At 41.7% G+C, this 13,525-nt stretch carries 12 protein-coding genes; 1 reads left to right on the top strand and 11 read right to left on the bottom strand.

Features of this window, described 5'->3' with window-relative positions:
* Position 1: 1 nt before the first annotated feature.
* Positions 2–799 (bottom strand): mechanosensitive ion channel family protein, encoded by a 798-nt coding sequence (locus BUB93_RS06085; protein WP_073270201.1) that lies wholly within the window; start codon positions 797–799, stop codon positions 2–4.
* A 221-nt stretch (positions 800–1,020) separates the two neighbouring features.
* Here BUB93_RS06085 and BUB93_RS06080 point away from each other — a divergent pair, with 221 nt between their 5' ends.
* Positions 1,021–1,962, top strand: coding sequence for a hypothetical protein (locus BUB93_RS06080; RefSeq protein WP_073270200.1), 942 nt, complete (start codon positions 1,021–1,023; stop codon positions 1,960–1,962).
* Between the two features lie 5 nt (positions 1,963–1,967).
* Here BUB93_RS06080 and BUB93_RS06075 read toward each other — a convergent pair whose 3' ends face one another.
* The 10 genes from BUB93_RS06075 to BUB93_RS06030 form a co-directional block, all read right to left on the bottom strand.
* Positions 1,968–2,975 carry an aldo/keto reductase gene (locus BUB93_RS06075; protein WP_073270199.1) on the bottom strand — a complete coding sequence of 336 codons (1,008 nt, stop codon included), beginning with the start codon at positions 2,973–2,975 and terminating at the stop codon, positions 1,968–1,970.
* Between the two features lie 18 nt (positions 2,976–2,993).
* The gene (locus BUB93_RS06070) at positions 2,994–3,281 is read right to left on the bottom strand and encodes a DUF503 domain-containing protein (protein ID WP_073270198.1); all 288 of its coding nucleotides are present in this window, start codon (positions 3,279–3,281) and stop codon (positions 2,994–2,996) included.
* A 196-nt stretch (positions 3,282–3,477) separates the two neighbouring features.
* Positions 3,478–4,350: an N-carbamoylputrescine amidase gene (aguB, locus tag BUB93_RS06065; protein WP_073270197.1), complete on the bottom strand. Its 873-nt coding sequence runs from the start codon at positions 4,348–4,350 to the stop codon at positions 3,478–3,480.
* Entirely contained in the window at positions 4,347–5,387 is a 1,041-nt protein-coding gene (locus BUB93_RS06060) for an agmatine deiminase family protein (protein WP_423230800.1), read from the bottom strand. Before BUB93_RS06060 ends, aguB begins: the two co-directional genes overlap by 4 nt.
* 91 nt (positions 5,388–5,478) lie before the next feature.
* Positions 5,479–5,817, bottom strand: coding sequence for a glutaredoxin domain-containing protein (locus BUB93_RS06055; RefSeq protein ID WP_073270196.1), 339 nt, complete (start codon positions 5,815–5,817; stop codon positions 5,479–5,481).
* A gap of 18 nt (positions 5,818–5,835) precedes the next feature.
* Positions 5,836–6,411 (bottom strand): TetR/AcrR family transcriptional regulator, encoded by a 576-nt coding sequence (locus BUB93_RS06050; protein WP_073270195.1) that lies wholly within the window; start codon positions 6,409–6,411, stop codon positions 5,836–5,838.
* A gap of 9 nt (positions 6,412–6,420) precedes the next feature.
* Complete coding sequence (locus BUB93_RS06045; protein ID WP_073270194.1) at positions 6,421–9,879, bottom strand: ABC transporter permease; 3,459 nt, start codon at positions 9,877–9,879, stop codon at positions 6,421–6,423.
* Positions 9,873–10,574 carry an ABC transporter ATP-binding protein gene (locus BUB93_RS06040; protein WP_073270193.1) on the bottom strand — a complete coding sequence of 234 codons (702 nt, stop codon included), beginning with the start codon at positions 10,572–10,574 and terminating at the stop codon, positions 9,873–9,875. Before BUB93_RS06040 ends, BUB93_RS06045 begins: the two co-directional genes overlap by 7 nt.
* Positions 10,575–10,807: 233 nt before the next feature.
* Positions 10,808–11,128 carry a DsrE family protein gene (locus BUB93_RS06035; protein WP_073270192.1) on the bottom strand — a complete coding sequence of 107 codons (321 nt, stop codon included), beginning with the start codon at positions 11,126–11,128 and terminating at the stop codon, positions 10,808–10,810.
* A gap of 104 nt (positions 11,129–11,232) precedes the next feature.
* Positions 11,233–13,320, bottom strand: coding sequence for a glutamine synthetase III family protein (locus BUB93_RS06030; protein ID WP_073270191.1), 2,088 nt, complete (start codon positions 13,318–13,320; stop codon positions 11,233–11,235).
* Positions 13,321–13,525 lie beyond the last annotated feature (205 nt).

Below are 13,525 nucleotides of genomic sequence, written 5' to 3'. Positions count from 1 at the left end.
TCTACTTTACCATATGTACATCCATTTGCGGGAAAGGTATGCTGATGCCGTTATCATCAAAGGCTATCTTGACTTTTTCCATAGTGTCAAAATATATAGTCCAGTAATCCTCAGCATTGCACCATACCCTGTAATAAAAATTTATGGAGCTTGCATCGTGCTTTCCAAGAACTACCTGAGGCTCAGGCTCATGCAAAACCAGCGTATCCTCCATAGCTATTTTCATTAGTATCTCTTTGACCTTTGCTATGTCTGATTCGTACCCCACGCCAAAAACAAAATCCACTCGCCTTGTAGGATTTGCAGAGTAATTGACTGTTCCGCTATTTGACATATTCGAATTGGGCACAATTATTTTTTTATTGTCCGGAGTGGTCAATATGGTGTAAAACATCTGTATTTCGGTTACCGCACCGGAATAGCCTGCAGCCTCGATATAGTCCCCCACTGTAAATGGTTTAAGTAATAATATCAAAACTCCGCCGGCGAAATTTGACAGGCTTCCCTGAAGAGCAAGTCCTATGGCGAGCCCGGCAGAACCGAGAATTGCTATAAAGGATGTTACTTGAGCACCCATCATGGATGCAACAGATATGACCAGCACTATCTTCAGCGTAATTTTTATAAGAGACAGCAAAAAAGGCCTTAGGGATAAGTCCATGTTGTTTTTTTCAAAACCTCTGTCAACAAATTTCATAAACTGGTTTATGACTGCCAGACCTATCAAGAGCACTACGATTGATATAAGTATCCGTCCTCCGTGGGTAATGGCCCGCTCATAAAAATATTCTAAATTCATGTCGCTTATCCTCCTGTATTTTATAAATAGAATTCTTACTCTTATTAGTCTAGTATATTTGAGTTGATTTTTCCAGCGTTGCCGTCAAAAACCTTAATAAATTCACATTGTGCCACAACTATACTTGTGATATAATTCCGTTAATAGAAATATTCTTGCAAAGGCGCATTGATTTTAAATCAATGCGCCTCTTTTTTTAAAATAAAGGAGCTGTTAGTCAAATGAAAGAATATGCTACAAAGTACGGACTGCTTAAAGATATTTCCCACCCAGTTTACCATAAGGACGGCTCTTTATCCAGATGCGGGCTATTAGAACCGGTTACCCTGCAAACGCCGATCGGCCCACTGGTTCCTCTATGCGATTTTTACGGAAGAAGATCCAAATCTGACAGCGTGTCCTTTTATGCTGACGGAAGCTTGAAAAGCATTTGCTTCCACAGTCAAAAGCTCATACATACCTATATAGGGGAAGTTCCGGCAGAAAAGGCTATCTTTTATCCATCAGGCAAAATCAAAAGGCTTTTCCCTCTGGACGGGGCTGTCACGGGATTTTGGACAGAGCAGGATGAATCAGCCCTGATAAGTCCTATTAAGATAAACATCAACAAAACCGCTCTTAACGTTAAGCTTATCGGCTTATACTTTTATGAAATTGGATCTTTGAAAAGCCTCACCCTATGGCCTGGGGAGATAAAGGAAATTTTGATGCCTTGGGGGAATATGACCATAAGATGTGGAATTTCCTTCTACGAAGACGGAAGCATCAAATCTGTCGAGCCTGCCTATCCCTACCCCATAGTCACCCCTGTTGGTAAAATCGCAGCCTACGACAACAACCCCTTGGGTGTAAATGGAGATTTAAATTCACTAAAATTCTTTCCGGATGGACAGCTAGAATCAATTACCACTGATATGAACCTCATTGAAGTATACAAAGAAGGAAAGCTTGTAAATATAGCGTCTCCAAAGCTTATAAGAAGCTTTTCGGATCCCCAAAAAAAAGAGCTCTCTCCCTTAAAGCTTAGCTTTGGGAAAGAAGCCCAGTCAGTTTCTATTGATGATATAGAATATTTTATTCCTGATTTTGATTTTAAAATAAAATCCTATATCCCACCTGCAGGTCTTTGCGGCGACTGTTCGAGCTGCAACGCCTGTGGATGAGCTTATTAAAGATAAGTTTTATAAACTTGTAAATTCTCTCTAAGTAGCTTAGGAGTATCTAGGTCATAGGGACAATTATCCTTACAATGCCCGCACTCAATACAATCCTCCACTCTATTCATTTTTTCTTTCCATTCATCTGTCATGAAATTTGAAGATGGAGCTCTCCTGAGCATCAGTCCCATTCTTGCAGATGTGGGTATGTCTATGTTAACCGGGCAAGGCAAACAATACCCACACCCTCTGCAGAATTCGCCGCTTAACTCTTTAAGGTCTTTATCAATCAAAGCCATTATGTCATCTTTCATTCCCGGCTCATCGTGATGATATGATATAAACTCGTCCAACTCACTCTCTTTTTGTATTCCCCATATGGGAAGCACGTTGTCGAACTGATTCACAAAAGCATAAGCGGCTTTAGCATTGGTTATCAATCCTCCAGACAGTGCTTTCATTGCTATAAAACCGACCTGGCGGTTTTTGCATAAATTCACAAGCTTTTTCTCCTCATCGTTTGCCAAGTAGCTAAATGGAAACTGCAACACTTCATAGAGGCCACTTTCTACAGCTTCAAATGCCAGATGCAATCTGTGGTTGGTAATTCCAATATGTCTTATCAATCCCTTTTCTTTTGCTTCGACCATGGCTTCGTAAAGTCCGGTACCATCACCTGGTTTTGGACAAAATGACGGATTGTGAAACTGATACAGATCCACATACCCTGTCTTTAACGACTCGAGACTTTGTTTAAGGTCAGTCCAAAAGCTTTCGGTGTCCCTTGCGGTAGTCTTAGTTGCTATATAAATATTTTGCCTGAACCCTTCTAAAGCATAGCCGATTTTTTCTTCACTGTCCGAGTACATCCTAGCAGTATCAAAAAAATCAACGCCGTTGTCATAGGCTTTAAGAAGCAGGGATTTTGCTTCTTCCCTTGTGATTCTTTGTATTGGGAGAGCTCCAAAACCATTTTTATTAACATATATTCCTGTATTTCCTAAATGCACTTTATTCATTTCAGTCACCTGCTTATCTCATATTTTCATTATTTCGTTTTTTATCTCCACTACTTCAATCCTGTTCTCTTGCTCGATTAACTCCAGAATCTTATCTAGCTTCTGATCTATTCCCACCTGACTCAAGGAGCAGAACGAAAACCCTATCTTTCCTTTCTTCCATAGATCGTTGTCTCCGCTTTCAATTACAGATATGGCAAATCTGCTTTTTATTTTATTTATAAGACTTTTAACGACGCTTCTTTTTTCTTTTAGAGACCCTGACTCATAAATCAAGAATTCTACTTCACATCCTGCAATGAACATATTCCACCTCCTGTTTTCTTTTTTCAATTCAGGGAATAAATAAATAAATAAAGTCAATACCAATGTTGGAGGTAAACATGTCTAGAGAAAAATGCTGCGGCAAATTTAAAAAAAAGGGCAAATACTGCAAAGACTGCCCTTTGATAAATATCGATAAGAAAAAAGACAAGAAGAAAAAAAAGAAAAAGAAATGACCTTATTTCACCACACCATCATATGTCAGTATGGGCCGGTACAAATCCGGTCTTCTGTCTCTAAATATTCCCCACTCAATTCTTTGTTCTATCAAAGCATCCAGGTCGAACTGGGCCACTAGTACTTCTTCCTCATTTCTGCCGGCTTCCCTGATAATCTCTCCTGTAGGTCCGGAAATAAAAGACGAACCGTAGAAGTTAATAGTAGAATCATCGATGGTTTCCAAGCCCGTTCTGTTCGAAGCGACGACAGGCATCAAATTACAGGCACCATGACCTGTCATGCACCTTTGCCAGTGATCTTTCGAATCCACTTCTGGGCTTTCCGGCTCAGATCCTATTGCAGTAGGATAAAACAAAATCTCCGCACCCATGAGAGCCATGCATCTTGCTGCTTCCGGAAACCATTGATCCCAGCATATCCCTACGCCTATTTTGCCAAACTTCGTATTCCACACCTTAAATCCCGTATCTCCCGGGTTAAAGTAGTATTTTTCTTCATATCCCGGACCGTCGGGTATGTGGCTCTTTCTATACACTCCAAGCATTTCTCCGTCTGCATCTACGATAGCTACCGAATTATAAAGCGCGTTGTTCTTTCTTTCATAAAAGCTTATAGGAAGTACGACGCCTAGCTCCATGGCAATTTTTTTAAAGTGATTTACAGCCCTGTTTTCTTCAACCGGTCTTGCCAGGTTGTAAAACTCGGGCTTTTCTTTCTGACAAAAATACAGGCTTTCAAAAAGCTCCTGTATCAGCACAATATTTGCTCCCTTGGAAGCAGCTTTTCGAACAAGGCTTTCCGCTTTTTTAATATTTTCATCTATATTGTCGCTGCAGCTCATCTGTGTAGCTGCTATGTTTACGATTCTCATATCTCTTTTGATTCTCCTTTCCAGTCAGCCGGCACCTGTTGTGTGATGCAGTGCACATTGCCTCCTTCTTTGACAAGCTCCAAGCCGCCAACCGGCACTATCTTTCTATCAGGAAATACTTCTCTTAATATTAAAGCAGCCTTAGCATCGCTCTGGCGTGCATCGTCACCAAAAACAGGAAGTATTATTCCGCCGTTTACAAAATAGAAGTTCAGATAGCTTAGAGTCAGCCTTTTCCCTTTGTATGCTCTCATAGGTGGTTGGGGGATTTCGATCACTTGTAGCTTTCTGCCCTTCGCATCAACGGATTCATTTAATACATCCAGGGAATCTTTGGTTATTTGATAGTTTGGGTCTTCAGGGTCGTCGCACGTCTGTATGAGCACTACGCCCGGTTTTGCAAAGCAGGCTATATTATCTATGTGTCCGTCGGTTTCGTCACCATCTAGACCTTCATCAAGCCATATTATTTTTTTTGCTCCCAGGTATTCACTTAAGATTTTTTCTATCTCCTCCCTAGACATGTGAGGGTTTCTATTTTTATTAAGCAAGCACTGCTTCGTCGTCAAAATAGTGCCTTCGCCATCAGAGTGTATGCTTCCACCCTCAAGCACCAAGGGAGGTTTTATTTCCTTGATATTCATGACCCTTAGAATCTTTTCTCCTACCAGGTCATCTAGATCATAGGGCTTGTATTTTTCCCCCCAAGCGTTGAATTTCCAGTTTAGCGCCACCAAATTGCCATCTAAATCATAACCAAAGGTAGGTATGTTATCCCTGGCCCAGGCGTCATCATGTTCGATAAGCAGATAATCAACCCTGTCCCCCAGGCAAGCCTTTGCACTATCTATGTCGCTTTTATTGACTACCAAGCTTACCTTTTCGAAATCAATTATAGCTTCTATAACTTGGGCGTATGCCCTTTTCACAGCTTCATAATTGTCAGGCCATATCATGGATTCTCTCACCGGCCATTCCAATATCGTCCTGCTGTGCTTTTCCCATTCCCCGGGCATCCTAAATCTATCCTCTGTCAAATCATACACCTCGTTTTCATATTCAGGAGATTATTATACCTATACAGCATGCCAATTTGCAACAATATCTTTATGCCTGAGCTTCCCCGGTTTACGGCTCCCAGTTAAAATCCGTCCCACATTTGGGACAAGTCGCCTTGACCTTTCCTTTTTTATTTGGCAGCCTCAGCTTTGCTTTGCATCCCGGACACTCAACCAACCTATGATCCACCAGGTTTAAAATCTTTTCTTTGTCAAGTCCCACTACTACTTCCTCTCCGATCAGAAATGACGGCACTCCCCTAAGATTAAGGCTTGCCATCTCCTTTTGGGCTTGTGGATCTGCAGAAGCGTTTTTTTCTGTATAGCTTATCTTGTTTTCTTTCAAGAAATCCTTGGCAGACCTGCAATACGGACAAGTCTGTGTCGTATACATAATAACTTTTTTCATTTATAACTCCTCCCTATTTTACCAAATCCTCAATGAATCTTTCGGAAGATGCAAAGTCTGTTCGATGATATCGGCAAAAACATCTGGATCTCTTACTCCTTCGGAATACAGGTCTGCGATGCCTCCGATCAGAATCTTTAGTATATATTCCGGATGTGAAATGTTTATGAATCCGGATTTAACCCCCTCCTCGACCAGTACTCCAGTATGGTCTAATGCAGATTTGCACAGGCTCCTTTTTACTAATTCATATACCCCTGGATTTGATTTGGCAAGCGTGTTAATCCCTAAATTTTTGCTAATCGTCAAAAAATAGAGCTTCAGTATCTCTGATAGCTTGCCGAAAAAATCTAAATTTCTATTCTGTACTATATTTTTCAAAACCAATTCGCTTTCCAGAATAAAATGCTTAAGAGCCTCATCCACGAGCTCTTCTTTTGATTTAAAATAATAGTAGACGAGACCCTTGGTAATATCGGCTTCTTTTGCGACATCCGCCATCGACGTTTTTTCTATGCCCTGTTTTTCAAAGAGCCTTGAGGCTGCATCCAGTATTTCTTGTTTTCTTACTTCAGGATCCTTGCTTATTCTCATATTTCTCTCCTACTCTATGGATTTCAACGATTCCACCATGTCTACTTTTTTCAATTTAAAAAACATCAAAACATTTACCAGCACGGAAAACATCATAGTCAAAGCAACCGCATACATGTAACTCCAGACCGAAATGATCCTGCCAAACATCATGTTGTCCACCTCCATTGTGTCCATCACGAACTGATGCAACACAAATCCCAAAAACAGCCCTAAAACAGTTCCGGTAAATGAAAGTATAAGGTTTTCCCTGTATACATACGCCGCTACTTCCCTGCTTCTAAATCCCAATACTTTTATGGTGGCAATTTCCCGCAAGCGTTCTGTTATGTTAATATTTGTTAGATTGTACAAGACAACAAAGGCAAGGGCGCCCGCCGAGAGAATCAAGATTAAAACGACGTAATCAAGACTGGACATCGTATTATTGAAATCCTCTCTAAAAGTAGATGAAAGGGATATGCCGACAGCTCCCTCATAGCTCAAGATGTCTTCCCTGAATCCGGATTCGTCAAAAGCCCTGTCTTCGTAAAGGTTAAATATACCGGCATTGAATTCCGGGCTTCTCAATGTTATCTTGTCGAAGTACTCTTCAGACATGAAGATGTTGTGCCCTAGATAATTTTCGGCTATACCTGAAATTTCAAAACTATAGACCCTGTTTTCTGTATCCCTAAACTCAAGTTCGTCACCCACAGAAACGTCAAAGAGCCTGGCAATCTTCTCCGTTATCACCGCCCCGTCTTCGCCGAGATTCAATGGCTCTTGGGATATCCTCTCATGAAGATCAAAGAAGCTGGGGAACTGATTTTTTTCTTTTGGAACCCACATAGAGACCTCAAACTGCCTGCCCCCTCTTTCTTTATAAACCGATACGCTTTCCACCATGGCTGAAGTATATTCCCTCACACCGGGATTTGTTCCGAGTATTTCCTCCAAATCTGACCTATCTTCATTTTCCGTATCCATAGCTACGATTCCATCGTATAAAAACACCTGGTCGAACTGGACTTCAGAAATGGCATTTACAGAATCCTTTATACCGTATCCTGCCAGCAAGAGAGCGCTGCACCCGGATATTCCGATGACTGTCATGAAAAACCTTCTCTTATACCTGAAAATATTCCTCGCAGTCACTTTCTGTGTAAAATTCATGTGCTTCCACAAAAATCCTATTCTCTCAAGCAAAATTCTTTTTCCCGGTTTTGGAGCTTTAGGCTGCATTAACTGACTAGGGGTAGTCCTAAGTGCTGCAAGGCTTGCCCACATGGAAGCGGATACAGTGGTAAATACCGCGATTCCTGTTGATATTAGGGCGTAGTTAGGATGCACCGGGCTCAGCATATGAGGTATTTCATACATTCCTCCGTAAACCGTCATTATAAGCCTCGGAAACAGCTGGAACCCTAATAAAAATCCTGCTATGCTTCCGGCAAGACTTGCCAGCAGACCGTACGCCAAGTACTTAAGGGCGATTAGTGGCGTGCTGTATCCCAATGCCTTTAAAGTTCCTATTTGAATTCTTTCTTCTTCAACCATCCTCGTCATAGTAGTCAAGCACACCAAGGCTGCAACTAAAAAGAAGAATAATGGGAATACTTTGGCAACAGCGCCTATCCTATTGGCATCATCTCCATAGCTTGAATATCCGGGGTTTGCATCCCTGGTATTGACGAACCATTCCTTGGGAAGCTCTAAAATCTGTCTTTCTGCATCCTTGATTTCAGCTTCTGCTTCAGCTATTTGTGCCAGGGCGTCCTTCTTTTCCTCTTCGAAAATTCTCCAGCCCTCTTTTACGTCTTCCCTAGCTTTTTCAAGCTCTGCATAGCCCTCATTTAAAGCCTTGTCTAGCTCTGCCTGAGCTTTTTCCAGTTCCTCTGTGCCACGTCTTATATCAATTTCACCTTTTTCTATCTCGGTTCTTGCAAAATCGATCTGACGCTTCGACTCATCAAGCTCTGCCTTGGCTTTTTGAAGCGATACGACTCCTGCCTCGTATTCCTTAAGTCCGTTTTCATATTGTGATTTGCTCTCTTCGAGAAGCTTTTCACCTTCTTCTACCTGTTTTTGTCCCTGAGCGTAGTTATCTTCCAATGTGGCTATTGCAGAACCCAAAGACAGCCTGAACTGGACAAAGTACTGGGGGCTGTATGCAGAAAGCGCCTGGGCAAGCTGGGGACTTGCCTGGCGTATATCTTCTATCAAGGCGTCGTATTCATCCTGGGTTGGGACCTCATCTTCGTCAGGAAGCCCTGACTGGACCTCTTTCAATGCAGTTATTGTGGCATTGGTTGCCTCAAGCTGTATTTTTGCATTTTCAAGGTCTGCTTCACCGTTTTCAATCCTGATCTTAGCATCGTCCAGTTGGGATTTTGCCTCTATCAGGTCCATCCTCCCGTCTTGGTATTCATTGTAACCCTCGAGCCAAGCAAGATATCCTCCGAAATAGGATGTCTTGGCTAGCTCAATAGCAGATCTTGCATTATCCAAATCCGACCGTCCCATTTCTATCTCCCGTCGGTACCTGCTTTCTAAATCACTTAGCCGGTTTGCTCCATCGATAATTTCTTTCTCTGCATTTTCAAGTTCAGCCTGAGCCTTGTCGATTTCATCCTGGGCTCTTTGCTTGCTTTCAAGGAAAATATCTCTATTTTCTTCAAGCTCTTTTCTGAATTCACCGGTTTCCCTCTCCATAGCAGCCACTCCCAATGCTTCCAGCAGCGTTTCAGGGTTTTTGACAATGCTGTAGTATCCTTCAGAGTAAGCCTCGTATTCATGACTGCCCTCAAGAGATACATAGACTTCGTTGAAATATTCGAGGTTGAAATCTTCATGGTATACATAGCCAAAATAATCAATTGAACCATTTCCTATATTAGTCTGCCCTCTTTCATAGTTGATGTAAAGGGGCGAGCTTACAAAGCCAACTATAATGAGTTCCTGGTTATTAAGGTCGTCCTCTATTTTTACTCCTGCAGGGGCAGAAGCCATAAGGGAGTCTCCTATTTCTATTCCTCTAGGCACATTAAAGCTTCTCTCCAAGGCTATTTCACCTGATTTTTCCGGCAGCTTTCCTTCTAATAGATAGGGTATATTCATGCCTTTGCCATCTTTGAAATCCCCGGGATCGTAGCTTAACAGCTTTACGATATTGCTGTCTCCATTTAGGGTCGTTAAGAAAAGGTCCTTGTAATACCCTTTTTGAACCTGGGATACTCCTCTCAGGCTTTGTATATCTTCCAAGTCTACTTCTTTGAACCCCAGAGGAGATATTATCCTAAAATCCGATAGCTTCTGCTCCCGGTAGTATTTATCGGCAGAGATTATCATATCCGGTTCTGTTGCATTTATTCCTGCAAAGAAGCTGACTCCTAGAAATATTATCGCCATGATAGAAAAGAATCGTCCCTTACTGCCTGATATTGACCTTGCGAGATTTTTATAAAAAGATCTCTTCTTCATCACCATTCAATTCCTTCCACGGGAACAGGGTTTTCGTTGACTATAAACTTAGATACTTTGCCATTTTTCATCTTGATAATCTTGTCCGCCATATGCTGTATAGCGGCATTGTGGGTGATCACCACTACCGTCATGCCCTGTGTCCTACAAGTTTCTTGAAGAAGCTTTAAAATTGATTTGCCCGTTTGATAATCCAGCGCTCCGGTAGGCTCGTCGCAAAGAAGCATCTTTGGGTTCTTGGCTAGCGCTCTGGCTATGGCTACCCTTTGTTGCTCTCCCCCGGACAGCTGAGAAGGAAAATTATCCATTCTATCCTTTAATCCGACCATGTTCAATACCATTTCCACATCCAGTGGATTTTTTGATATCTGTGATGCCAGCTCCACATTTTCCTTGGCCGTTAGATTTTGTATCAGATTGTAAAACTGGAATACAAAGCCTATGTCAAATCGTCTGTATTCCGTAAGCATTTTGTCGTTGTACATGGATACATCCGCTCCGTCTACTATGATGCTTCCTTCGTCCAGCTTGTCCATACCTCCTAACAGGTTCAAGACGGTCGTTTTTCCCGCGCCTGACGCCCCTACTACAACTGCAAAATCACCTTTTTCAATTTCAAAATCCACCCCATCCACCGCAGTAATAGTGACTTCGCCCATCTTATATCTTTTTATAACATTTATCAGTTTAACAAAGGACATATCATACACCCCTATCTATTTATACTATAATTTTACCACTGACTGACCGTTAGTCAATGAAAAACTGCTACCCCTTGCAAAATGAACGATTATCTTGCTTTCAGACTTTTGCACACAAAAAAACAGAGCATCTCATAAGTATCAATTGAAAGATAATTATAAAGAACCCTGTTAAACCCCTTATCAATAAGTGGGCTATTGTAGGATAATTATATCTAGTTCAGGATATGCTTCTAGAATGTAACCGTCTTGTCAGCCCACTCCACCATGCGAAGGCATTCGAACATGGTAGATACCTGGCAGAGCTCGCTTTCCTTCATCATCCTCGTATTCATGCATGTTCCGCAGGCGAATAGCTCCCCGCCAATCTCATAAAACTCATTCACCAAAGATCCCACATTGAAGGTTTCGTGGTGCATAAATGGAATTTCCACTCCCTCTCCAAGCAGGAATACTCTTACCTCATGACCGCTTTTTTCTGCAGTTACCGCAAACCTCATTCCATTCCATGATTTTTCGTAGTCTTTTGTTTCGATTATTATGCCTATCTTCATAGCTCATGCCTCCCATTTAGTATTTATCCAATTAATATTTTACCATTTCTTTTTTAAAAACAACATAAAAACCGGCATCCTGGGATGCCGGCAATTTACTTGATTTACACTCTGAACAACAAATCTCCATAAGTCGGGAAAGGCCAAAAATCTTCTGCTACGATTTCTTCAAGGGCATCGCAAGGCTCTCTTAAAGCTTGCATAGCCTCGAAAACTTCGAATTTATAAGCTTTTGCCTGCTCGCCAATCTCTTCGATAGCATGAACCTTTTCCAAAGTGGATTCAAGCTTGGACAATGCTTTGCTTGCCTGTGCATACAAGCTGTTTACTTTTTCCACAACTTCGCTTTGCGCGCTCACATCTGCACCCGCTACTACGGATTTGATGCTTGCTACTGAATCAGCTACGCTGCATGCGTATTCCAAGGTTGCAGGAAGGATTTCCCTCTTTGCTATCTGAATCATGGTCAAAGCTTCTATGTTTATAGTCTTTGCATATTCCTCAAACATGATCTCTTGCCTTGCAAGGACTTCACCTTCTGCAAATACTCCGTGTCTCTCAAACAGCTTTATATATTCCGGCTTGCTGAATGTTTCAATGGCCTCTACAGATGTCTTGATGTTAGGAAGACCTCTCTTTTCGGCCTCATCTATCCAGCTTGGGTCGTAACCGTCACCGTCGAAAATCACGTTGAAGTTTTCTTTCACTAGTCTTTCGATGATCTCACTTAGAGTTCCCTTGAAATCTTCAGTCTTTTCAAGCTCATCTGCAATGTCTCTTAATACATCCGCAACTATGGTGTTCAAAACGATGTTTGGTCCGGAAACCGACATTGTGGATCCTACCATCCTGAACTCAAACTTATTGCCTGTAAAAGCAAAGGGTGAAGTTCTGTTACGGTCAGTTACGTCTTTAGGGAACTTTGGAAGCGTCTTTACGCCAAGATCCATGTTAGTCTGATCTGTACAAGATGTAAGAGCTCCGTCTTTTATTTGGTTTATGATATCTGTCAATTGCTCTCCAAGGAAAATAGAGATGATTGCAGGGGGCGCCTCATTTGCACCAAGCCTGTGGTCATTTCCTGGAGATGCTGCAGAAAGCCTTAAAAGAGGGGCGTACTTTCCTACAGCAGCTATGGTAGCCACAAGGAATGTTAGGAATTGAGCATTCTCATGGGGCGTAACTCCCGGTTCTAAAAGGTTCATCTTGTCAGTTCCCAAGGACCAGTTGTTGTGCTTGCCTGAACCGTTGATGCCCGCAAATGGCTTCTCATGAAGCAAACATGCCAAGTCATGTCTGTTTGCCACTTTTATCAACGTATCCATGACAAGCTGGTTGTGATCTGTAGCGATGTTTGTGGTAGTAAATATAGGTGCCATCTCGTGTTGAGCAGGAGCTACCTCGTTATGTTTAGTTTTAGAAGATATTCCAAGCTTCCAAAGCTCTTCATCAAACTCTTTCATGAATGAAGATATCCTCTCTTTGATAGAACCGAAATAATGGTCATCCAGCTCTTGTCCTTTAGGTGGAAGCGCTCCAAATAATGTTCTTCCTGAAAAGATAAGATCCTTTCTTTCCTGATAAAGTCTTTTATCAAGCAGGAAGTATTCCTGCTCAGGTCCAACAGTAGAAGTAACTTTTTTAGTATCATTGTCTCCGAAGAGCCTTAAAATTCTTACAGCTTGCTTAGATACTGCTTCCATAGATCTAAGTAGGGGCGTCTTTTTATCAAGCGCCTCTCCTGAGTAAGAACAAAAAGCTGTAGGAATATAAAGTGTTCCGTCTTTTACAAATGCAGGTGATGTAGCATCCCATGCAGTATATCCTCTGGCTTCGAACGTCGCTCTAAGTCCGCCATTTGGAAATGAAGATGCATCCGGTTCCCCTTGAATCAATTGCTTGCCCGAAAACTCCATTATTACTCTTCCGTCCCCGGTAGGCTCGATGAACGAATCGTGCTTTTCTGCCGTTCTTCCTGTCATAGGCTGGAACCAATGTGTGTAATGGGTAGCTTCTTTCTCAACTGCCCAGTCTTTCATTGCGCTAGCTACGACTTCTGCTACCTCCGGCGTCAATTCTTCTCCTAAGTCAAGTGTCTTTTTAAGCTTTTTGAAAGTGTCTTTAGGCAGCCTCTCCTTCATTACCGCTTCACTAAAAACATTTGTGCCAAAAATCTGTGATGTTCTTTCCATATTATCTTTTCCTCCTTAACTTATTGCGAGCATTGCTCTTATCTTGTGCTATATAATTTTATTGATCCTGATTTAAGTATCAATAATTAAGTCTCTAATTAAATAAAAAAAAGCGTACTCAAATAGCTTTGAGAACGCCGTTGTTCAAAAAGAATATGTTATTGTAATTACAGGCTCCATTGCCTACTGAACTATGTATGCAAAA

The organism is Alkalibacter saccharofermentans DSM 14828, assembly GCF_900128885.1.
Lineage (GTDB): Bacteria > Bacillota > Clostridia > Eubacteriales > Alkalibacteraceae > Alkalibacter > Alkalibacter saccharofermentans.
The sequence above is the reverse complement of the archived record's forward strand: the minus strand, read 5'-3'. Positions and strand labels throughout refer to the sequence as shown.

What these genes read in the sequence shown, in the direction of transcription:
- BUB93_RS06030 (WP_073270191.1), bottom strand. Translation starts at nt 13,320, where the DNA reads ATGGAAAGAACATCACAGATTTTTGGCACAAATGTTTTTAGTGAAGCG.
- BUB93_RS06040 (WP_073270193.1), bottom strand. Translation starts at nt 10,574, where the DNA reads ATGTCCTTTGTTAAACTGATAAATGTTATAAAAAGATATAAGATGGGC.
- BUB93_RS06055 (WP_073270196.1), bottom strand. Translation starts at nt 5,817, where the DNA reads ATGAAAAAAGTTATTATGTATACGACACAGACTTGTCCGTATTGCAGG.
- BUB93_RS06075 (WP_073270199.1), bottom strand. Translation starts at nt 2,975, where the DNA reads ATGAATAAAGTGCATTTAGGAAATACAGGAATATATGTTAATAAAAAT.
- BUB93_RS06035 (WP_073270192.1), bottom strand. Translation starts at nt 11,128, where the DNA reads ATGAAGATAGGCATAATAATCGAAACAAAAGACTACGAAAAATCATGG.
- BUB93_RS06045 (WP_073270194.1), bottom strand. Translation starts at nt 9,879, where the DNA reads ATGGTGATGAAGAAGAGATCTTTTTATAAAAATCTCGCAAGGTCAATA.
- BUB93_RS06070 (WP_073270198.1), bottom strand. Translation starts at nt 3,281, where the DNA reads ATGTTCATTGCAGGATGTGAAGTAGAATTCTTGATTTATGAGTCAGGG.
- aguB (WP_073270197.1), bottom strand. Translation starts at nt 4,350, where the DNA reads ATGAGAATCGTAAACATAGCAGCTACACAGATGAGCTGCAGCGACAAT.
- BUB93_RS06085 (WP_073270201.1), bottom strand. Translation starts at nt 799, where the DNA reads ATGAATTTAGAATATTTTTATGAGCGGGCCATTACCCACGGAGGACGG.
- BUB93_RS06050 (WP_073270195.1), bottom strand. Translation starts at nt 6,411, where the DNA reads ATGAGAATAAGCAAGGATCCTGAAGTAAGAAAACAAGAAATACTGGAT.
- BUB93_RS06080 (WP_073270200.1), top strand. Translation starts at nt 1,021, where the DNA reads ATGAAAGAATATGCTACAAAGTACGGACTGCTTAAAGATATTTCCCAC.